Annotated in this window: 22 protein-coding genes; 8 read left to right on the forward strand and 14 right to left on the reverse strand. The window is 48.6% G+C overall.

The genetic code is table 11. The features are described from left to right. The first annotated feature begins 209 nt into the window (after positions 1–209). Both GILYN3_RS07510 and xthA read left to right on the forward strand, forming a co-directional pair. Positions 210–2,312 (forward strand): carboxy terminal-processing peptidase, encoded by a 2,103-nt coding sequence (locus tag GILYN3_RS07510; RefSeq protein WP_049722265.1) that lies wholly within the window; start codon positions 210–212, stop codon positions 2,310–2,312. 76 nt (positions 2,313–2,388) lie between these two features. After that, positions 2,389–3,201, forward strand: coding sequence for an exodeoxyribonuclease III (gene xthA / locus GILYN3_RS07515; RefSeq protein ID WP_049722266.1), 813 nt, complete (start codon positions 2,389–2,391; stop codon positions 3,199–3,201). A 59-nt stretch (positions 3,202–3,260) separates the two neighbouring features. Here the strand turns inward: xthA and GILYN3_RS07520 are convergent, their stop codons facing one another. Next, positions 3,261–5,510, reverse strand: a complete 2,250-nt coding sequence (locus GILYN3_RS07520) for a response regulator (RefSeq protein WP_049722267.1) — start codon at positions 5,508–5,510, stop codon at positions 3,261–3,263. A 587-nt stretch (positions 5,511–6,097) separates the two neighbouring features. On the opposite strand from GILYN3_RS07520, the gene GILYN3_RS07525 reads away from it, so the two are divergent. Beyond that, positions 6,098–6,493 (forward strand): hypothetical protein, encoded by a 396-nt coding sequence (locus GILYN3_RS07525; RefSeq protein WP_049722268.1) that lies wholly within the window; start codon positions 6,098–6,100, stop codon positions 6,491–6,493. 95 nt (positions 6,494–6,588) lie between these two features. Here the strand turns inward: GILYN3_RS07525 and GILYN3_RS07530 are convergent, their stop codons facing one another. From GILYN3_RS07530 to GILYN3_RS07550, 5 genes are all read right to left on the reverse strand, one after another. Then, complete coding sequence (locus GILYN3_RS07530; RefSeq protein WP_232305530.1) at positions 6,589–7,074, reverse strand: molybdenum cofactor biosynthesis protein MoaE; 486 nt, start codon at positions 7,072–7,074, stop codon at positions 6,589–6,591. Further along, positions 7,074–7,319: a MoaD/ThiS family protein gene (locus GILYN3_RS07535; RefSeq protein ID WP_232305548.1), complete on the reverse strand. Its 246-nt coding sequence runs from the start codon at positions 7,317–7,319 to the stop codon at positions 7,074–7,076. Before GILYN3_RS07535 ends, GILYN3_RS07530 begins: the two co-directional genes overlap by 1 nt. Then, a complete protein-coding gene (gene moaC / locus GILYN3_RS07540; RefSeq protein WP_049722271.1) occupies positions 7,319–7,798 on the reverse strand; it encodes a cyclic pyranopterin monophosphate synthase MoaC in 480 nt (159 codons plus the stop codon). The genes GILYN3_RS07535 and moaC overlap by 1 nt, the downstream gene beginning before the upstream one ends. Positions 7,799–7,947: 149 nt before the next feature. Further along, on the reverse strand, positions 7,948–8,718 hold the full coding sequence (locus tag GILYN3_RS07545; protein WP_084005190.1) for a DUF481 domain-containing protein: 771 nt from the start codon (positions 8,716–8,718) through the stop codon (positions 7,948–7,950). Between the two features lie 172 nt (positions 8,719–8,890). Next, positions 8,891–9,337 carry a PACE efflux transporter gene (locus GILYN3_RS07550; protein ID WP_049722272.1) on the reverse strand — a complete coding sequence of 149 codons (447 nt, stop codon included), beginning with the start codon at positions 9,335–9,337 and terminating at the stop codon, positions 8,891–8,893. Between the two features lie 145 nt (positions 9,338–9,482). Between GILYN3_RS07550 and GILYN3_RS07555 the strand changes: the two genes are divergently transcribed. From GILYN3_RS07555 to GILYN3_RS07570, 4 genes are all read left to right on the forward strand, one after another. Further along, on the forward strand, positions 9,483–10,436 hold the full coding sequence (locus GILYN3_RS07555) for a LysR family transcriptional regulator (RefSeq protein ID WP_049722273.1): 954 nt from the start codon (positions 9,483–9,485) through the stop codon (positions 10,434–10,436). A 136-nt stretch (positions 10,437–10,572) separates the two neighbouring features. Then, positions 10,573–11,583: a tRNA dihydrouridine(20/20a) synthase DusA gene (gene dusA, locus GILYN3_RS07560; protein ID WP_269745924.1), complete on the forward strand. Its 1,011-nt coding sequence runs from the start codon at positions 10,573–10,575 to the stop codon at positions 11,581–11,583. 244 nt (positions 11,584–11,827) lie between these two features. Next, positions 11,828–12,787 carry a transaldolase gene (gene tal, locus GILYN3_RS07565; protein WP_049722275.1) on the forward strand — a complete coding sequence of 320 codons (960 nt, stop codon included), beginning with the start codon at positions 11,828–11,830 and terminating at the stop codon, positions 12,785–12,787. Continuing rightward, complete coding sequence (locus GILYN3_RS07570; RefSeq protein WP_049722276.1) at positions 12,780–13,244, forward strand: tellurite resistance TerB family protein; 465 nt, start codon at positions 12,780–12,782, stop codon at positions 13,242–13,244. The genes tal and GILYN3_RS07570 overlap by 8 nt, the downstream gene beginning before the upstream one ends. A gap of 80 nt (positions 13,245–13,324) precedes the next feature. Here the strand turns inward: GILYN3_RS07570 and GILYN3_RS07575 are convergent, their stop codons facing one another. Together GILYN3_RS07575 and GILYN3_RS07580 are read right to left on the reverse strand one after the other, a co-directional pair. Further along, complete coding sequence (locus tag GILYN3_RS07575; RefSeq protein ID WP_049722277.1) at positions 13,325–13,807, reverse strand: STAS domain-containing protein; 483 nt, start codon at positions 13,805–13,807, stop codon at positions 13,325–13,327. Between the two features lie 2 nt (positions 13,808–13,809). After that, positions 13,810–14,997, reverse strand: a complete 1,188-nt coding sequence (locus GILYN3_RS07580; protein WP_049722278.1) for a SpoIIE family protein phosphatase — start codon at positions 14,995–14,997, stop codon at positions 13,810–13,812. A 280-nt stretch (positions 14,998–15,277) separates the two neighbouring features. On the opposite strand from GILYN3_RS07580, the gene GILYN3_RS07585 reads away from it, so the two are divergent. Then, positions 15,278–15,583: a PilZ domain-containing protein gene (locus GILYN3_RS07585; RefSeq protein WP_049722279.1), complete on the forward strand. Its 306-nt coding sequence runs from the start codon at positions 15,278–15,280 to the stop codon at positions 15,581–15,583. 48 nt (positions 15,584–15,631) lie between these two features. Here the strand turns inward: GILYN3_RS07585 and GILYN3_RS07590 are convergent, their stop codons facing one another. From GILYN3_RS07590 to GILYN3_RS07615, 6 genes are all read right to left on the reverse strand, one after another. Beyond that, on the reverse strand, positions 15,632–16,354 hold the full coding sequence (locus tag GILYN3_RS07590; RefSeq protein ID WP_049722280.1) for an MlaA family lipoprotein: 723 nt from the start codon (positions 16,352–16,354) through the stop codon (positions 15,632–15,634). Positions 16,355–16,527: 173 nt separating this feature from the next. After that, positions 16,528–16,956, reverse strand: a complete 429-nt coding sequence (locus GILYN3_RS07595) for a hypothetical protein (RefSeq protein ID WP_157484871.1) — start codon at positions 16,954–16,956, stop codon at positions 16,528–16,530. Positions 16,957–16,986: 30 nt separating this feature from the next. Further along, positions 16,987–17,898: a porin gene (locus GILYN3_RS07600; RefSeq protein WP_049722282.1), complete on the reverse strand. Its 912-nt coding sequence runs from the start codon at positions 17,896–17,898 to the stop codon at positions 16,987–16,989. 152 nt (positions 17,899–18,050) lie between these two features. Continuing rightward, the gene (locus GILYN3_RS07605; RefSeq protein WP_232305531.1) at positions 18,051–18,803 is read right to left on the reverse strand and encodes an HvfC family RiPP maturation protein; all 753 of its coding nucleotides are present in this window, start codon (positions 18,801–18,803) and stop codon (positions 18,051–18,053) included. Further along, on the reverse strand, positions 18,800–19,666 hold the full coding sequence (locus GILYN3_RS07610; protein WP_049722283.1) for an HvfB family MNIO-type RiPP peptide maturase: 867 nt from the start codon (positions 19,664–19,666) through the stop codon (positions 18,800–18,802). The genes GILYN3_RS07605 and GILYN3_RS07610 overlap by 4 nt, the downstream gene beginning before the upstream one ends. Continuing rightward, positions 19,666–20,046, reverse strand: coding sequence for an HvfA family oxazolone/thioamide-modified RiPP metallophore (locus tag GILYN3_RS07615; protein ID WP_049722284.1), 381 nt, complete (start codon positions 20,044–20,046; stop codon positions 19,666–19,668). The genes GILYN3_RS07610 and GILYN3_RS07615 overlap by 1 nt, the downstream gene beginning before the upstream one ends. Positions 20,047–20,109 lie beyond the last annotated feature (63 nt).

Genomic DNA, 20,109 nt, shown 5'->3' on the forward strand with positions numbered 1-20,109 from the left:
TACGGCTGATGTGACTGGGATGACAGAACAAATGATGCTATGTTGCTGTCTTTAGTTGCGAACCTGAACCTGTAGCCTTGCCTTGCTCGCCATCGGCTGAGCCCCCGCTAACACCCACCGGGGATACGACAAGCTACCCGTCAGCCATTATCTGTTATTGAGAATACCGAGAGCGTTATATGCTGGAAATGTTGTGCAAGCCCCACCTAATGAAAGCGGGCGCATTATGCCTTGCTCTGGCCGCGGCCTTCCCTTTTGCCGCAGCAGATGAGTTAGCCCCGCTAGAGATCACCGACCAGCAACGAAAAACGACGGCCGAGATCGTCAGCTCGCTACACAAACACCATTATCGAGATCAAAATATCGATGATGCGCTGTCGAAGAAATTTCTTGAAAATTATCTCGACAACCTCGACCCGAGTCGCAGTTATTTTTTAAAAGCGGATATCGATGAGTTCTACAAACATCAAGACAAGTTTGACGACGACTTCCAAAAAGGTGAATTAAAAACCAGCTTTGTTATTTTTGACCGCTATCGCGAGCGTATTAGCACTCGATTAGAAAGTATTATTGCACAGCTAGAAGACGAGCAGCGCCAGTACAACTTCGATCAAGACGACCATCTGAATGTCGATCGCGAAGCGGCCCCCTGGCCCGCCACAGCCGCCGAAGCCGACGAGCTATGGCGCAAACGGACCAAAGCTGACTTACTCAACTTAGTGCTGGCAGACAAAACAATCGACGAGGCCCGCAAAGTGCTCATCAAGCGCTTCAGCAATCAGTTGCGTCGCATGAGTCAGCAAACCGGCGAAGACGCCTTTAGTGCGGTCATCAACGCCTTCACCATGCTTTATGATCCGCACACCAACTACTTGTCACCCCGCACGCTGGAGAACTTTAATATCAACATGTCTCTCTCACTAGAAGGCATTGGCGCGATGTTACAAAGTGAAGATGAGTACACCAAAGTGGTTCGGTTGATTCCGGCCGGTCCCGCCGACAAACAAGGGCAACTAAAACCCGCCGACCGAATTGTCGCCGTTGGTCAAGATAAAGAGGGCGAGCTTGTTGACGTAGTCGGCTGGCGTTTAGATGAAGTCGTAGATTTAATTCGCGGCAAAAAAGACAGCGTGGTTCGACTTGAGGTATTGCCCAGCAAAGCCGCCGCCGGCTCGGCCACCCAAGTGATCAATATTAAACGCGACAAAGTTAAGCTAGAAGAACAGGCTGCACAAAAAGCGGTATTTGAGCTATCCGACAAAGACAGCAACAGCTACAAGCTGGGTGTTATCGACATTCCAACATTTTATATGGATTTTGAAGCTTATCGCAAACGCGACCCCAACTATAAAAGCACCACCCGCGATGTATTTAATTTACTCGGTGAGCTCGCCGCAGAAAACGTCGACGGTATTATTATCGACTTACGCAACAACGGTGGCGGCTCACTACACGAGGCCACATCACTGACTGATTTATTTATTGATCAAGGCCCTGTGGTGCAAATCCGCCAGACCAACCAATTAATCTCACGTAATTACCGCTCACATTCTAAAGCCTTATTTCGCGGCCCAATTGTGATTTTAATCAACCGTTTAAGCGCCTCGGCCTCAGAGATTTTTGCCGGCGCGATCCAAGATTACGGTCGTGGAATTATTGTTGGCAGCCAAAGTTTCGGCAAGGGCTCGGTGCAATCCTTGCAGCCACTGCAATCAGGCCAACTTAAAATTACCGAGTCGAAATTCTATCGTGTTTCAGGCGATAGCACCCAGCACCGAGGTGTTGTACCCGACATCGCCTTGCCTGACATGATAGACCCCGATGAAGTAGGCGAAAGCAGCTATGATTACGCTCTTCCGTGGGACAACATTCACGAGGTTAAGCACGATCATTATTATGACTTAGCAACGTTACTGCCTAGCATTCAAAAAGAGCATGACGAGCGCGTAAAAAGTGATCCTGACTTTATCTTTTTGAACAAGCAACAAGTATTAATTGATCAATATAGCAACCGAACAAGAGTTTCATTAAATGAAAAAACTCGTCGGCAAGAAAAAAATGACAACGAGCAAAAGCTGTTAAATATCGAAAACGAACGACGTAAAACCCGCGGCCTACCCCTCTATAAGACTTACGCCGAAATCAGTACCGATGGCAAAACAGAGGGCGACGACGAAATCGAGACTGCCGAAGCAGAACCCAAAAAGATTGACCCGGCTAAAGATCCACTGTTAACAGAAGCTGGTTATATCTTACTAGATTTTATTCGGGGTACTAACAGTAAAAACGACACTAAGATCGCTAACTTTTAGCGCCACCTAAACGCTTTAACCCTGTGGCGGCCAAGTGCCGCCACAGTTCGTTTAAAACCAACAAACAGTTAAATCTATGAAAGTCATATCCTTCAATATCAATAGTATTCGCTCACGGCCACACCAATTACAAGCCATTATTGACAACTACAACCCCGACTTTATTGGCCTTCAAGAAACCAAAGTAGCGGACGAACAGTTCCCACAAGAAATTGTTGAGGCGATGGGCTATCACGTCGCTTTTCACGGTCAAAAATCTCATTACGGTGTCGCGCTTATGTCACGCCACCCGTTTATTGAGACCGTTAAAGGGTTCCCTGAAGATACTGACAAATCACAGCGACGCTTTATCGGCGGGCGATTTAATGTACCCGGTGCTGGCGAGATACAGGTGTACAACGGCTACTTTCCCCAAGGTGAAAGCCGCGATCACCCGCTTAAGTTTCCTGCAAAACAAAAATATTACGCCGACTTAACCCGCTTTCTGCAAGAGCAACACAACCCCAGCGATTCGATCATCGTCATGGGAGACGTGAACGTTTCGCATCAGGATATTGATATTGGTATTGGCGAAGACAATCGAAAACGCTGGTTGCGCACAGGGAAATGCAGCTTTTTACCCGAAGAGCGTGAGTGGTTAGACACACTAAAAGATTGGGGCTTAGTGGACACCTATCGCCAACTGCACCCTGAAGTTGACGACCAATACAGCTGGTTTGATTATCGCTCGCGGGGCTTTGAACGCGAACCCAAGCGCGGCCTTAGAATTGATCAAATTCTAGCAACCAAAGCACTTGCAGAGCTGTGTACTGGTGCCGGCATCGATTATCAATTAAGAGCAATGGAGAAGCCCTCGGACCACTGCCCTATTTGGGCAGAATTTAAATAACCTCACCGGCAGCTATCACCTAAAAGCTGTCGTCGGTGTGTGACAGACCTCAGCCAAAATTACTCCACCACAGGCAACGGTGGTGGCGTAACATCCAACCAACGCTGCAAGCGCCCCTCTAGTGCGTCGTAACGTAGCGGCTTGGCAACTTGGTCATCAAACCCTGCGGCTAACAACTGGCTCACCTGTTCTTCGGTAAGCTCTGGAATCATTCCAATAATGGGGACTCGACGACTATTAGCGGCTTTTTCTTGCTCGCGTATTTTATGCACCGCATTAATCGCCTCATCGTTCGGCAACTCACTATCGAGTAACACCAAATCAAAACGCTCTCGCTCCAAAATTGCCACCGCCATAGGACCTGTGTCCACCAACTGCACATAGCAACCCAGTTTTTTCAGCATACCTGATGCAACCATTTGGTTTACCCGGTGTTCCTCGACCACCAAGATGCGTCGAACTGCAGGGGCGTCCAACACCGGCGCTAGCGGCTCAGGCGTATTCTCACTAGCGGCTAGCTCGACACTCGGCGAGCCTAACAACCGCTGGCAAACGGCCTCGTACAGCTGCTTATAAATAACCGGTTTTTCTAAGCAGCTAACCTGTGAATAATGGCTCAAATGCTGCTGCACTTCTTCAGTATCTCGCTGCAGCACACTCATTGCGATCATCTGCTTAAGACCCGATGTAGCTTCTGCTCCGGCCAACTCGCGAGACAATGCCAACGCATTAAAACTATTTAAACGATTGTAAATCAGCACTAAATCAATGGGCTTGCCGCGCTTACTATCATCCTTAATGCGGGTTATCGCCTGCTCATAGCCGTAAACACTATTGCTATGAACACCCCAGTTGTTCAATTCATTTTCAAGATCTAATGCCACTCGATCAGGCAAATCTACCAGCAACAAACGCTTGCCTCTCAGCTTTTGATCGGCGCCTAGCATTTTACCTTGGTGACTAATAGTCTTCAGGCAGACATTGACGACTAATCGATTGCCGCCTGTGGTTGCTTTAAGCAAGTGCACACTCCCCCCCATGCACTCAGCCAAACCTTTACTGATCGACAAGCCAATACCCACACGACCCGCCTGCTCGGCTTCTTGTAAACGTGACTCATCGACCTCTGCTTTTGCCTCATCGGCACGATGGTAATGGCTATCGCTAATAACAACCTGCAGCTCTCCCATGTCGTCAGATGAGCTCGTGTAACTCACCTCGACAAAAACATTACCGGTCACAGAGAACTTAATAGCATGTTGCATCAGTGTCGCGGTTATCTGACGTAACCGCGCAGCATCACCATGGACTCGGCTAGGCAACTCAGGGGCGAGTAAATAATTTAATTCCACGCCTTGCTGGTGCGCCTCTAATGAGAAATCTCGCACCAACTTGGCCACTAAGCGGCGCAGATCAAATACCGACTCATCAAGCACAAGACTCTTGGTGGTAATCTTAGAGAAATCTACCACGTTATTCACCAGGTCCAACTGCCGCTCACCCGCTTTAGACGCCATTCCTAACAAGTCGCGCTGACGATCTGACAGCTCGGCGTCATCGATCAACGCCAATGTGCCAAGAATATCGTTTAAAGAGGTACGAAACTCATGCCCCAAATTGACCAAAAACTCATTTTTAAGCTCGATCGCAGCGCGCGTGCTTTTTTGCTCGTTTTCAAGACCCCGAGCGCGCTCGTGCAAAACAAAATTAGCTTCTAATCGCTGCCAATAACCACTGGCCGTTACCCGTGCTTGGTGTACTAGCATCATATAAAATAACGCCATAATGGCGGCGTAAAGATAGCCTTCCACCGTAGCCAAGGCCGCCGCGGTAAGAGCCGCCGGAACCATACCTATAAACAGGTAAATTTTTAAAAACCGAATATATGGAGCAAACACATTGGCAATGGATGAGTAAAACACCACCGTATACAGCCACATAATGAGGGCTTCTTCGCGCATTCCCAGCACCCAGGTTAAGCTGACAAGAATCACGCTCCACCAAATGGCGCCCAGGAAAGACGCTATAAAATACTGCGTACGCCAACGCCTTGGCGCTCGAGCGTAAAGCACCTCGAACCGGAACAAGTAATAACTTCGCAACAATGTTACCAACAACAAGCCTGTGACCAGAACAATAGCGAGGTTATTTTCACGATAAAAAAAGTCACCAAAAACCAGGCTTAAACTAAACACCAAGAAGTTAAGCAATAGCCCTCGACGGCTATATTTGGCCACTCGGGCATCGGTATCGTGGATGACTTGGCGGTCCTTCTGGACCTTGGACATCGGCGTAAAAAGCTCGAACATAAGGCGCCTTTTGGAGGTTCACGATGAACACGTGAGTCTTAAAGTAGACAGTTTCTGTCGATTTTACTGCGGTAAATAGCTATAAGCAGCTCTAGTCACAGACTTATGTAGGGTTCTTGACTACGACTGCCTTAATGACAAATCAGTCAGACCTAAATTAAGCATCAAAAACAACATGAAAATATCGACACGATATACTTAGGTTGTCCGCTAGGCTCTCGTAGTAAACGCCACTACAGCAAACAACTCGAACGGTTAGTACCTTAAGGGCACAACACTAAAGACGCTCATTGTAACCAAGTTACTGCAGGGACGCACTACTATCGGCGGGCCTACTTTGGCTTTTTATAGCGGTTAAAACATACCGTTTACGCCTTTCTGATCAGCCAACGATATGCCGTTATCACCGCGATTTGACTAAGCTTTCACCGCACGACAAAGTCTTTTATACTACTGTGGTATAACAACGGTAATCGCTCGATCTAACAAGGTTGCGCGAATAGGGAGACACTAACCAAGAATCAAAACCCTAGCGTTTAGCACGCCGTGTATACGGGAAAACAACTAACCATCTTGAGGGATTAATAATGAAATCTAAAGCCGTACTTTTAACTCTACCACTGATTGCCATGCTGGCCGCCTGTAGCCCCAATGAAGACAGCAACCTTAAAGATTCAGCAGAAAGCACAATGTCGAGCGCAAAAGAAACTGCGCAATCTGCCACTAATGCCGCAGCCAAAAAAGCGGGTGAACTAAAGGATAAAGCAGCTGAAATGGCTGACGATGCAGCAGACGCGACCGCCGAAATGGCTGGCGATGCGAAAGATGCCGCATCAGATATGGCTAACGACGCTAAAGATGCCGCCTCTGATATGGCTGATGGCGCTAAAGATGCAGCATCTAATGCTTGGAATGAGACCAAAGATGCCGGTGAAGATGCCGCAGACGCCGTAGAAAACGCCGCTGAAGACATCAAAGACTAAGCTTAAATATCGACCAATATAAAAATACCGGGTTTATCCCGGTATTTTTTTGCCCAATGCCGCAGCAATTACTCGTCTTTATCAGTGTTAAGCCGCTAACGGTCGCCCTGCTGCCACTCGGTGGCTGCGAGATCATCTTGCCTCCGGGCTTCAACCCAGCGGGTACCACTAGAGCGGTGTTCTTTTTTCCAAAAAGGCGCTTGGGTTTTTAATGTATCCATTAAAAAACGTGCACTCAAAAATGCCTCATCGCGATGGCGACTACTAACTGCCACCAATACAATTTGCTGTCCAACCGCGAGCTTGCCCACCCGATGCACAAGCGTAACACCGGTTAGCGACCAACGAGATCGCGCCTCGGCCACCAATGCGCACAAGGATTTTTCTGTCATGGCTGGGTAATGCTCAAGCTCTAACGCCAACACTGGGTCCAACTCGGACTCGGCACGAACTTTACCGACAAAGAATACAATTGCTCCTGCAACACCCGCTGATTGCTCTAAACGTTGGTAATGCTCAGCAACGGAGAAATCGTTGTTTTGCACCACTACCACGTCGGATAAAACACTGTCATTCATCATTAGCCTCCGGTCACTGGAGGGAACAGCGCAACCTCATCACCAACTTTAATAGCCGTATTGGCTTTAGCCATCGTTTGATTAACACTCATCAGCCAAGCTTTACCCTGCAGTACCTCAGCCCACTGGGGGCACTCGGCAACCAATGCAGGCACTACATCGCCCGCCACACTCACCGCTTGCGCCGACAGCTCGATCGATTCACAACCAAGCAATTCACGCAATTGTGCAAAAAACAAAACTTGCATCACAACGACTCCCGCCGGTATTGACCACGTCGACCACCGCTCTTCTCCAACAGACAAACACCTTCAATGACCATCGCCATATCAATTGCTTTGGCCATATCAATCACGGTTAACGCTGCCACGCTGGCAGCGGTTAACGCTTCCATTTCAACCCCAGTTTTGCCACTGAGTTTGCAATAGGCCTCTATGCGTATTTGGTTGTGTTCGTGATCCAACTGAAACTCGACCGCCACTTTAGTCAGCGCTAATGGGTGACATAAGGGGATCAGGTCGGAACACTTTTTGGCCGCCTGTATACCGGCTATTCTGGCGGTGCTTAACACATCACCTTTTTTTAAATCATTCGCCGCAATAGCCGCAAGCGTCGCCGCTTGCATGGTAACTCGCGCCTCAGCACGCGCCTCGCGAACCGTATCGGGCTTATCCGACACATCCACCATCGACGCAGCACCTTTTTCATCACAGTGTGTTAAGTTCATTACTAGCCTCTATACCTAGCTGGGGCAAAACCTGTTGGCAGCATTGACTCGCGGGCACTACGCACTCGCCATCTGCTATACCAACAAGGCAAAAATCTCTACGCACCGAGTTAATTCGATACGTAGAGATTTATTCGGCACGGCTTACATTAAAAGTTATAAACCAAGTTAATGTAAGTTGTAGTATCTGTACCCTCTTTATCATCGGCCACATCGGTATCATGGTTAATGGTATAACCTACTTTCATCTGCATCCGATCACTAATTTTAGTACTGAGCGAAGTGTCGCTCACGTAACGAGTATTATCTTCGGCCGCTTCAACACCAAGCTTTTGGCTAAAAGTCGCGTTTTCGGTAATGACCCAAGCCAGATCGCCTGCGGCGCGCACCATAAAGCCTTCTTCTTTAGCAATAATGTCATTGGCTTCATCTATGACCTTATCTCCCCAAAAATAACCTGGGCCCACTTCGGCGTCTAACGTCAAAGTATCGCGGTTAATCAGTCGTGCGCCATAACCTGCCGCCGCGGTGGTATATTTTCTATAAGCGCCAAACTCATCGTGGGTGTGCGAACCGAAGACAAAGATATTGCTGAACTCATCAGCCATCAAATACGCGCTTTTGGCCGAGATAAAGTATTTTTCCGCCGTTGTTTCCGACTCTTTAGTGCCGTCAATCTGCTCTAGCTCATCCTGCTTATACAACACGCTGGCAATATACTGATTCCTCCAGCGCTCTAAGCTTTGAGTCGCATCAATTTTGCCATTAAACGAGGTAGCTTCGGTATTACCTGTGGTTTTAATCGCACCTAACTCCGCCGAGACTAGCCAAGTTTTGTCTTGCTCTTCTGTCTGCGCCGAGCTAGTGCCGGCGGCAACAGCCAGTAAAGCGCCAATAGCGGCGGTTGTGTACATCTTCATATCGTGTCCTTTTTGCTTAAATAGGCTGCATTAAAAACCCTTATTATACACGCTCCAACACGCCCACTGTCAGCCGAAAATGCCAAGGGCGTCGCTTTTGATCGATGGATATAAGCCACAAGTCAGCCATCCGCCAACAGCGGCCAAACCCGCAAAAGCATATGGGCATTTATTAGACATACGCTAATCGACCGCCCTTCTGTGTCACCTCAGCGGTCACAAGTGCCTCTCGGGCAGAATCGTAGATGAAATTAAACGCAAAGGTATAAACCATAACAAATAGTGTTATGCCGATATCCAACCAAAATGCCTCGATCAATGACACGCCCATCACCCATGAAACCAAAGGAGTCGTCAAAGTCAGCAGGCCACCTTCAAATAACGCCACATAATACAAACGTAAGCTTAAACTGCGCTGCGCCCTAGGGGCGGGAAAGTAACGGTCAAACACTATATTAAAGTAGAAGTTATACACCATCGCTACAGCTGAAATTGCAATCATTGAGGCCAAAACAGCGCTCACTTCATGGTGGGTAAACATCAGCAGACCTACTACCGTCAGCAGTAGTGCCAACACCTCGTACAAAAAGGCATGGCCCATGCGCTCGAATGTAGACATCGCGTTATCTCCTTGTTCCGGTAAAAATCTTAAGCTCAGTATTACAAGTTATGGCCTGAAGCAAAAGTTAGCTACCATCACATAATGTGATAACCTAGAGAGGTTGAATACTCAACAAACAAGCAATATCAATAACGAGAAAACGATGTACAGCCTTGAACAGCTCAATATTTTTGTCACCGTCTGCGAGACAGGCTCGTTCTCGGGAGCTGCTCGCCAGCTAAATCGTGCCCAATCTGGGGTTAGCCAAGCAATATCTAACCTAGAAATCGCCTTCAATCGCACCCTATTCGATCGCAGCCGCAACACTCCACAGCTCACCCCCGACGGCGAAGCACTACTGCCTATCGTGCAATCTATACTGGATCAGCGGCTACGGCTCGAGCAAAAAGTGGCATCGTTAGATCAGCAACATGAACACGAACTAATCTTAGTAATCGAAGAGAGCCTGCTCGACTCACCGCTATTAGCGGCGTTAAGCGGGCTGGCCGAAATATTCCCCAACACCAACATCAATATCCTATCGGCATCTACCTTTGATGCCGAAGATATGGTCCGCGAAGGACAAGCCCATATTGGCGTGGTGTATACCGACGGCCAGATACTCACCGATGTGGATTTCTTTGCCTTAGGCTACAAACGCTTTATCACCGTCGCATCGCCCAAGCACCCGTTAACCCAACTCGCTTGCGTAACTCATGCAGACTTGCGCCAGCACCGGCAAATTGTGCAGCGTTCCACAACCGGCAAAGAGTTATGGTTCAGTTATGGCATAAGCACACAATCTTGGTATGCCAGTACCCACCAAATACTCTGCCAGCTGGCACAACAAAATGTCGGCTGGGCAATTGTGCCCGAAAGTCTCGCCCAAATGGCCCTCACATCAGGCCAGCTTATCGCCTTAAATGTCGACTTTGAGCCCAATGGCTGGGTAAGTTCTATCGACTGCATTACCTCCCGCAGCCTACAAGCAGGCCCCGTATTTCAGGCGGCACTGGCGCAATTAAAACAACACTTTAAGCCTCAAACCATCCACACAGCCAGCGTCAAAGCTGTCGCCACACTGCCAAGCAAGCCCAGCAACCCAGAACCGAAATGACTGACACATTCAAACGTTCAGCCGAGCAATAAGCTTCCACCAAGGTGATTTTGGCAACTGCGAGCATTGCAGGTAAACTAGCGCGCCTCGGGCTATAAGCTCAATCAATCACAACACCACTTAGAGTGAATGCACGGTGAAAGAAACATCAACTGGCCATCCAGCACCCGCCACGGCACAGTCTACGTGGTCGCGACGCTTTTGCGCCGCGCCGATGATGGATTGGAGTGATCGTCACTGTCGCTATTTTTGGCGTTTACTGAGCAAAAATACCCTGCTGTATACCGAGATGGTGACTACGGGTGCGCTGATTCACGGCGACCGGGAGCGATTTTTGGCGTTTAACCCAGCCGAATTGCCGGTGGCACTGCAAATAGGTGGCTCCGACCCAGCAGCCCTTGCCCGGTGCGCAGAATTTGCTGACACCTGGGGCTATAGCGAGATCAACTTAAACTGTGGCTGTCCCAGTGACCGCGTACAGAGTGGGCGTATTGGCGCTTGTTTAATGGCCGAACCCGAGCTGGTGCGCGACTGCATAGTCGCCATGAGCGAGGCCTGCGATATTCCCGTAACTATTAAACATCGCATTGGCATAGATGACATGGATGACTACAACGGTCTGCGTGACTTTGTTGTAACCGTGGCCGAGAGCGGCTGTAAAACCTTTATTGTGCACGCGCGAAAGGCTTGGCTGCAAGGGCTAAGCCCGAAAGAAAACCGCAATGTCCCACCATTGGATTACGGCTTAGTGGCGCGCTTAAAAGCTGAACTTCCAGAGTTAGAAATTATCGTAAACGGCGGTATCACTACCCTCACCCAGTGCGATACATTACTGCAAAATGTTGATGGCGTGATGTTAGGTCGCGAGATTTACTCTAACCCTTATCTGTTAGCCGAGGTAGACCAACGCTTGTTTGATACCGCCGCCCCGATACCAAGCCGGTTAGAGGTGATGACGGAATTTATGAAGTACTGCGAACAAGAACTACCTAAAGGCACCAGATTAAACCAGATGACGCGACATATTTTAGGACTTTATCAAGGCCTACCCGGCGCGCGACGTTTTAGACGGGTGATTAGCGAGAACGCCCATAAGCCCGGCGCTGGCATTACAGTAATCCAAGATGCGCTGCTGCAAGTTGAGTAAGCTATCAGCGCTTTGCCCATCGACCAATAGCGTTTACAATAGCTACCCTGAGGTTAATAGGCCTGTTTTTGACAGCGCCCACAAAAAGCCGGTTTAGACTCCTAACAAGCATACTCCGCAGAGAGTAACTGAAAAAGAGAGTGACTTTACAGCCGGAGTATTGCGCACCAAAGCCATTACGCTGCATCAAACAGATCGCCCTACTGCGCTTAATATCGTCAACGAATCTATTTAGGAGCCAAATGTGAGCACTAAACTCGAGCAACTGAAAAAAATGACCGATGTTGTCGCCGATACCGGTGACATCGAAGCTATCAAGCTGTACAAGCCACAAGATGCAACAACCAACCCATCGTTGTTGCTGAAAGCCGCACAACTGCCACAGTACAAAAATCTATTGGATCAGTGCATTGTAGCCGCCCAAAAAGCCGGCGGCAGCTCAGATCAGCAACTTAAATTCGCCAGTGATCACCTAGCAGTAGCGATTGGCTGTGAAATTCTAAAGGTTGTGCCAGGCCGAATTTCTACTGAGGTTGACGCGCGCTTAAGCTTTGACACCAATGCCAGTATTGATAAAGCTCACCAGCTGATTGAGTTATACCAACAAAATGGTATCGATAAATCACGAGTATTGATCAAGCTAGCCTCTACCTGGGAAGGTATCCGTGCCGCCGAGAAGCTAGAGAAAGAAGGCATTAACTGCAACCTAACGTTGTTGTTTGGTTTTAACCAAGCTGCGGCTTGTGCCGACGCTGGCGTGTTTCTGATCTCACCTTTTGTGGGCCGTATTTTAGATTGGTACAAAGCCAGCACTGGCAACGAGTACACCGCCGAAACAGATCCAGGCGTTATTTCTGTGCGTCACATTTACAACTACTACAAGCAACAAGACGTTAAAACCGTGGTTATGGGCGCAAGCTTCCGTAATCTTGGCGAAATTGAAGCGCTGGCCGGTTGTGACCGCTTAACCATCAGCCCGCAGTTGCTACAAGAGCTAGAAAACGACACCGGCACCTTAGAGCGTAAGCTGTCCGCCGATAACACCGGTGAAGCAATTGCCAAGCTGCAAGATAACGAAAGCAGCTTCCGTGTTGGCATGAACGATGACGCGATGGCAACTGAGAAACTTTCGGAAGGTATCCGCAACTTTGCTAAAGATCAGGTTAAGTTAGAGAACCTGCTAAAAGAGCTCGCCAATGCTTAATCGTATTGCTAAGTTCTTCGAGCGCCACCGGCAAGCCGATGGCGCGGAAGAGGCGCTGTCATTCTCACAAAAACAGCTGGCAGCTGCAGCGCTTCTAATGGAAGTTGCTGCGGTTGACCGCGTCTTTGAAGATGCCGAGTTTAATGAGTTTAAGCATATTGTTGCTAACGTTTACGAGATTAGCGATGCCGACCTCGAAGAGCTTTGTAGCATTGCTCGCGATAAGCAAGAAAACGCCACATCACTGTATCAATTTACCCAGTTGATTAACGATCATTGTACAACCGAAGAGAAGTTCACTCTGGTTAAATCGATGTGGCAAATTGCTCTGGCGGATGGCGACTTAGATAAATACGAAGAACACTTGATTCGGCGTGTTGCCGAGCTGATCTACTTGTCTCACACGGACTTCTTAGTCGCTCGCAATGCCGCACGAGACCAAGCTAAAACCGTATAAAACCACGCTCGTACGAGCTCTCTCACTAGATTATTTTGGGAGGCTGCCTGTAAGTTGTGCAATGCAGCTTATAGGCGGGGTTATTGGCCGTTTTCCAACATATTCACTAAATCGGTAAAGGTTTGCTGATTGTCATCATTAAGTTGCATCAGGTAGCGATGCGCCTCAATCACTTTATCTTTCATGGCATCTTCGTCATCCGCAGAATCCAGCGCGGCGGTTGGCTGAACAGGTGTTTTTAAGTCTTTAACAATGGTGAAGATATCGGCAAAGCCCATCGTGTCGAGAATTCTGTTAATGCTGCTACAGGTCGATAATATCACCGGATAACTGTCTATTTTATCCTCGCCCAACAACGATATTTTTGCCATCAAACCAAGCGTGGTACTGTCGATAGCTTCGGCGCTCGACAAATCAAACAGCACCGCCTTAAATTTGGGGTGAGCAAACATATCGTCAATAAATTTGTCAAACGATATGCATAGAGTCAAGCGTACATCGCCCACCATTTTAATGACGAAAACACCGTTGTGTTCGGCAACTAAAATCTGCCCAGGCCGCATGCTCAAAAACCTCGAGTAATGGTCAAAATGGCAATGTCATCCGGAGTCGAGGTAACGTCATCGATCCCAACCGCATCGCATACTGCTTCTAGATTCTGCGCTTTTTGTGCCAGTAATTCCAGTAGATAAGCTTCTTTTTCTTGTAGCGTCGCAGCTGGCAAGATTTCTAACACACCGTCAGAAAAACATATTAACGAAAACCGCTCTGGCAATATTTGCGAATAAACAGTCCAGTTTACATCGTGAAATATCCCCACCGGCTTGCCGCTGCCCAAAATAAATTTAGCACCTTCATCCGTTACCAATAAGGGCATAGGTAAATGCCCTGCAACCACATAGCGCATTTCTTGAGTGTGAGTATCAATGACTCCCACAAAGAATGTTAAATGATGGTTCAAGCTAGTTTCGTTTAACTCACGGTTAATAGAGCGCAGCATATCGTTAGCGCCATCCACAAATGATGCGTCATCGCTAAACAACCCCTCTTCTCGCACCATACGGCTAACCAAATGCTTAAGCCAAATAGTGACAAACGCAGAAGATGCCCCATGACCTGACACATCGGCCAAGTAAAAGGCTAAATAACGATTTTTTATATAAGCGTAATCGACAAAGTCGCCGCTCAAATACAACGAGGGGGCAATATGGTGCGCGGCACTGTAGCCGTCTGGGGTCGTTAGCGGTTTTGGCAGTAAGCGGCGTTGAACTTGGCGCCCGGCCAGCTGATCGCGCTCAAGCACACGGAGGTTATCACGCAGATCCTTGTTGACCTGTTCGAGCTTTTCTCGGTATTTTTTATTTTGCGCTAACAAATCGCGCCGCTCTAGAGCTTTTTCTATCGAGTGCTCCAACACCGCCATATCGACCACCGGCTTAATAAGATAATCGGCAGCCCCAAGGCGCAGCGCCGACACCACATCACTCATAACGCCAGCACCGGAAATAACAATAACGGGGGTTTCAACAGATTTTTCATGCAAACTCTGCAGAACACTCAGACCGTCCATAGCCGGCATACGCAGGTCGGTAATCACCAACTCAACGTCGCCTTCAGCAAATCGAGCTAAACCTGCAGGACCGTCGGCCGCCTGTAAAACCCGATAGCCACTGTCCTCCAAAAACGCAGCAATACTGTGCCTTACCGGCTTATCGTCGTCGATAATCAGCAGTGTTCGGCAGCTTTCGTTCATTATTTGAATCCGTCAGACCATTTCAGATACAGGTGCTCGAGGCCCTGTTGTAATGGCGCCTAACAGTACTCCGATAGCTGCGCAGGCGCAAGCATCACAGGCGAACTACATCTCTATGGAGTTGCAGCATGAACGCTGCTACTCTTAGGAGGCTCTGAACAATACAATGTTTGCAGTAACAACACGCCATTAACGTGTCCCTTTAACGCAAGCCCTTAACTCGCGACACAAAGAGCGATGCTAAAGGCCTATACAGCAACACCCTTTGGAGGATCAATTGATGAGCCATTCAGAGAATTCTTACGCCGAAAAACGTGATTTTATTCGTATGAAAATCGCACTCCCTCTTACCGGCACCCTTACCAGCGATAGCCTTAGTATCGACGGCCAGTGCCATGAATTAAGCGGTGGTGGATTACAGCTTGAGTTGCCAGAGCCGGTGGCAGAGGGTTCTCGGTGGGAACTACACCTCGCCGCAGAGCACGATCAGCGAGCCCAGCTGCGAGCACTGGTCGAGGTGGTTAGGTGTACCGCTAGTGGCACCAACTACAGCACCGGCCTACAAATTATCGAAGTGCTCGAATAGCGCTCGGTCACCGACGAAACGCTGGGGGATAAAACGACAGCTTCTCAATTAGAAATCGTCAAAATCATCAAAACCATCAGCATCACCGCCAAAGGTGTCCTCCACCTCGCCATCTTTGACGAGATAATCGCGCCTTTGCAGGTAAATATCGCGCAGCAGGGTGTACTTATCGGCACCTATATCTTGCTCAAGCGCTAGTAACCGAGCCCGAGTATCCAGCAACTCAACGGCTTTTAGCTCGTAGCCTGTCTGCGTGTGACCAATGTAGGTTTTAGGGTCAGTGGCCCAATCGATTGGCGTTGCCGCAGCGTCGCGCAACGTGCGCGGCCCAAAAATAGGCAGCATTAGATAAGGCCCCTCTGGCACTCCCCAGCGACCTAATGTTTGACCAAAGTCCTCACTCTCGGCGCGCGGCATTCCCATATGATGGGCGACATCAAATAGCCCTGCCACACCTAATGTTGTATTAATCAAAAACCGACCGCTGTCTGTACCCGCTTGAGCAAACTTACCTTGCAGCAGATCATTAAATACTTTGGGGATCTCTAGGACATTAGAGAAAACGTTGTTAACCCCTTGACGCACCGGGCTTGGAGTAACCGCTTGATAGCCACGAGCAACCGGACGCAAGACATAAGTATCGGCAGCATCATTAAAAGCAAATACAGCTCGATTAAAGTCTTCCCATGGATCTTGCGGATCAGCGGCGCTGACCACAGAGCTAAAACCTGAAAACAACAATACCCAGGCGAGTTGTTTAAGAGTGTTCACGGTACTTTCCTTTTAATCCTTTACAGGCCTGTTAAGCCACCTAAGTCCACTAGGGCTTTACACCGCCCCAACTCCAACTTATTGATAAATTGACCAAGAAGCCAATGAACGATCATTCACATTTTACCCAACCATCACACGCTACACAATCTGTGAATTTGTATAACTGATCACTATCTACAATAAAAGCTCATAATAAGCTGAGTGTGCCCCTGATGCCCTTGTCTATAGGCCTCTTCACTAAGCACAGCAACTCCATCGCAGTGTTCAGCGGCTTGAGCCACCAAGGTGAAGCGTGCCTGCACTAAATCCAGTGCACTTTTAACACCTACACTGATTAGCTCAAACTTCGCCGCTAACACCGGGGGATCTACAACCGGTGGTAATACTGCGGTTTGAGATGTATGCATCGGCTCAGGGGTATTCTCTGTGCGTGCCTTAAACCAGCCGTTTAGCCCTTTATCGCTGTAATCGCACTCGCTCATACGGTTAACCGCATCATTGCTTTCCAGCATATCAACCGCCGGTTCGCAACCCTCTGCCTGTACACTTAAACCGTAAGCACTTAGCAAAAGTACCAAAACGTACAGTAGAGCTGACATGGAGACGGGCAAGCCCGCTGAGCGTCGCAATTAAAACTTCAACTCTAGGCCAACACCTAAATAGTCGCCATCGTTGTTGATGCTGTCATCGTTTTGCGTGTAGTAAGTAAACGCCTTAACTTTTTTAGTAAACACATAATCAGCCCCCACGCTTAGGGTTTTCTGGTCATTAAAATCGCTACTGGATTCACCGTATTGTGTTTTCAGTACCCAATGGTCGTCTAGCCGCCACTTTACCGAGCCGAAAAAACCATCGGCATCATCGCCGTTATCGTAGGTAGCCTGTTGGTACGCACCGCCAAGCTGTACCGAGCCCAGCTGATAAGCGCCCACCAGACGATAAACATCAGCTTCATCCACCTCTTGATCTACCGCTACGGCTACATACAAGGCGTCGGCATTATAGGCGAGTGAGGCCGACACACCATCTTCATCACCATTACTGCCGCCTTCATCGAGCACATAGGCAAGCTTAGCGGTAAAAGGGCCTACAGACTCGGGCGTGACATATTGGACAATATTGTTGACACGGTTCTCGCCGGCAAAGACATTTTTAATGTCGCCGACTAGATTATCAAATAAATCAATCTTTCCTTGGGCTGTTTTAGTGGGGGTATCAAATTTACCCGCCATTAAAGTACCGGCCTTACTTTGCACACCCAAATAGATATTGCGCTGGGTTAACGTCTGGCCGTCTTTATCCCCATCATCAATACTGGTTTCGTATTCAAAGCGATAAATAGCTGTTAAACCGCTGCCAATCGCCTCGCTGCCCATCACCCCGATACGCGATGCGTTACTTTTTAGCTCGGTCTCGTTGTCGCCTGCTTTATCTGTGTACTGCAATGAGACATTCGCCTTACCATAAAGGGTAACATCGGCCGCCGCATGGGCGGACACTAGGGTAGCGGCAGCTGCTGCCAAGCAAAATTTAACTCGCATGATAATTTCCCAATATCGATTACGACAAACTAATGTCCGTCTTATGAAGTTTTAATGACAGTATTGTGACAAGCGTGCGCATGATGCGGGGCAATTGTTGCAGTAATGTTACGAGCGGGCAATATTTTAATGATTAAACCGTAATACAGCACCTATGTAACCGGCCAGAGCACATCCTTATCGTACAACTCCAAGAGTATAGACTCTCCCAGCGCGACAAACCGATCAACATCGGTAAATTTGATGTCGACAGCCAGCTGAGCAAGTATCGTACGGCCATTTGAAGGCGCTGACTGGAGCTTTTGCAACAGATGTACGGTGACCGCATTAGAGTGAATAAACTGAACTGCATCGGCACGATTACGATACACCAGCAAGAAAGTAGGCTCAGCTGGCGGCTCGCTAGGCTGATAGTCAGGCCCCAGTAAATGCACTGGATACTGATAATTAAGGCACCAGAGTAACTTAGAAACCTCAATAACCGAGTCGAGTAAGCTGTTATCCGCCAAAGGCTTTGGGGGTAACTCGTCAAGTGCCACATCCAGCGCCAGCTCGACCCATTCATAGTGGGCAAGCTCAAGCATAAATGGTGGATCGCCAGCATCGGCGCGGCGCTCATTTTGCAGATACAACAAAAACTCTTGGCTAATCTCTAAAAAATACGGACTTTGGCTTTTATGCTGGGCCACAAAATCACGCACCATGGCGTGCCAATGGCTATCGTTTAAAATTTCCCGCAGTACCGGAAAGCCTCCCGCGATAAACCCTTCAATATTGTTATAGATCAGGTCGCGATATATGGCCAAACGACGATCTTCTACATCCTGAGGGCCTTGGTGATGCTGCGGGTCGCGTAAATGATCGGTCAAAGATTGCTGCAGCGCAGCCAATGGCAGGGAGCTCAAGTCAAAGCCTCTACTCGCCCAGCGAGACCTGCGGTGCTGAATGTCTCGACTTGGATTTGGCGAATTTTATCGACCTCGGTTAACAACTCAGGAACCGACGGGATATTAAAATCACGCTCCAGCAATGTAGCCACACTACCCGCCCGCTGATAAAGCGCGGCCAACAACGCCCACACAGGCTCTTCTACTGGCGCGCCATGAGTGTCGACCCGTAGATCCTCGGCCTCGTGAAAGTGCCCCGCCACATGTGCGTAAGCAACTCGCTCTAAAGGTAATCCAGACAAAAAAGCATCGGCGTCATAACGGTGATTAATGCTGTTAACGTACAAATTATTCACATCCAACAACAGGCTGCAGTCGGCTCGCTCAATCACGGCGTTAATAAAATCCAGCTCGCTCATTTCTTGCCCTGGAGCACAGTAATAAGATGCGTTTTCAATCGCTATGCGCTCGCCCAATATATCTTGCGCTTGTTTTATTCGTTCGGCCACATGCGTGAGCGCAGCTTCCGTAAATGGAATAGGCAATAAATCATACAATTGGCCAGCATCACTGCAATAGCTTAGATGCTCACTGTAACCGCGTATATTATGCTCGCGCATAAAAGCCTTGATAGACTTAAGCAGGTCAACATCAAGGGGCGCTTGTGAGCCTATTGAGAGAGATAAACCGTGACATACAAATGGGAAACGTTCGGTATAGGCACGCAGTTGACGCCCTAAACGACCTCCCACATTTATCCAGTTCTCAGGTGCCACCTCCATAAAATTTATATCGGTGGTGCTCACCCCCTCAAGAGGTTTAAGCAGTGCACGGCGCAGGCCAAGGCCCGCACCAGCAATGTTTAAGCGGTAATCGCTCATTAGTGACCGCAAGTGCCTTCGGCATCGGCTTTTTTCTCGCCGCCACAAGAACCTTCTTGCTCAGCTTTTTTCTCGCCACATTTGCCTTCACCACACTTACCTTCGCCTTCAGCTTTAGCCTTGGCTTTGCTTTCACCACAAGTGCCTTCAGCATCGGCTTTTTTCTCACCGCAAGTACCTTCAACTTGCGCTTTTTTCTCGCCGCATTTGCCCTCGCCACATTTGCCTTCGGCGTCTTTACTGGCAAGCTTATAGCCTGCAGATAGCGATTCGGCAGCAAAAGGGTTTTCAGTGGCAGAAGCTACTGGTGCCATCATCGCTGACGCCATAAAAGCGGCGCCTACGGCGGCGGCCAAAGGGGATGTTATTTTCTTATTCATAAGTTAACTCCATTACTCGTTAGTGAAAACAGTGGCTGCAGCTCCTTAGCCAAGCCTACCGAT

This window comes from Gilvimarinus polysaccharolyticus (assembly GCF_001187555.1).
Taxonomy (GTDB): Bacteria; Pseudomonadota; Gammaproteobacteria; order Pseudomonadales; family Cellvibrionaceae; genus Gilvimarinus; species Gilvimarinus polysaccharolyticus.

Bases quoted from the DNA above. Each gene is read 5' to 3' on its own strand.
- GILYN3_RS07510 (WP_049722265.1), top strand. From the start codon at position 210: ATGAAAGCGGGCGCATTATGCCTTGCTCTGGCCGCGGCCTTCCCTTTT.
- xthA (WP_049722266.1), top strand. From the start codon at position 2,389: ATGAAAGTCATATCCTTCAATATCAATAGTATTCGCTCACGGCCACAC.
- GILYN3_RS07520 (WP_049722267.1), bottom strand. From the start codon at position 5,510: ATGTTCGAGCTTTTTACGCCGATGTCCAAGGTCCAGAAGGACCGCCAA.
- GILYN3_RS07525 (WP_049722268.1), top strand. From the start codon at position 6,098: ATGAAATCTAAAGCCGTACTTTTAACTCTACCACTGATTGCCATGCTG.
- GILYN3_RS07530 (WP_232305530.1), bottom strand. From the start codon at position 7,074: ATGATGAATGACAGTGTTTTATCCGACGTGGTAGTGGTGCAAAACAAC.
- GILYN3_RS07535 (WP_232305548.1), bottom strand. From the start codon at position 7,319: ATGCAAGTTTTGTTTTTTGCACAATTGCGTGAATTGCTTGGTTGTGAA.
- moaC (WP_049722271.1), bottom strand. From the start codon at position 7,798: ATGAACTTAACACACTGTGATGAAAAAGGTGCTGCGTCGATGGTGGAT.
- GILYN3_RS07545 (WP_084005190.1), bottom strand. From the start codon at position 8,718: ATGAAGATGTACACAACCGCCGCTATTGGCGCTTTACTGGCTGTTGCC.
- GILYN3_RS07550 (WP_049722272.1), bottom strand. From the start codon at position 9,337: ATGTCTACATTCGAGCGCATGGGCCATGCCTTTTTGTACGAGGTGTTG.
- GILYN3_RS07555 (WP_049722273.1), top strand. From the start codon at position 9,483: ATGTACAGCCTTGAACAGCTCAATATTTTTGTCACCGTCTGCGAGACA.
- GILYN3_RS07570 (WP_049722276.1), top strand. From the start codon at position 12,780: ATGCTTAATCGTATTGCTAAGTTCTTCGAGCGCCACCGGCAAGCCGAT.
- GILYN3_RS07575 (WP_049722277.1), bottom strand. From the start codon at position 13,807: ATGCGGCCTGGGCAGATTTTAGTTGCCGAACACAACGGTGTTTTCGTC.
- GILYN3_RS07580 (WP_049722278.1), bottom strand. From the start codon at position 14,997: ATGAACGAAAGCTGCCGAACACTGCTGATTATCGACGACGATAAGCCG.
- GILYN3_RS07585 (WP_049722279.1), top strand. From the start codon at position 15,278: ATGAGCCATTCAGAGAATTCTTACGCCGAAAAACGTGATTTTATTCGT.
- GILYN3_RS07595 (WP_157484871.1), bottom strand. From the start codon at position 16,956: ATGTCAGCTCTACTGTACGTTTTGGTACTTTTGCTAAGTGCTTACGGT.
- GILYN3_RS07600 (WP_049722282.1), bottom strand. From the start codon at position 17,898: ATGCGAGTTAAATTTTGCTTGGCAGCAGCTGCCGCTACCCTAGTGTCC.
- GILYN3_RS07610 (WP_049722283.1), bottom strand. From the start codon at position 19,666: ATGAGCGATTACCGCTTAAACATTGCTGGTGCGGGCCTTGGCCTGCGC.
- GILYN3_RS07615 (WP_049722284.1), bottom strand. From the start codon at position 20,046: ATGAATAAGAAAATAACATCCCCTTTGGCCGCCGCCGTAGGCGCCGCT.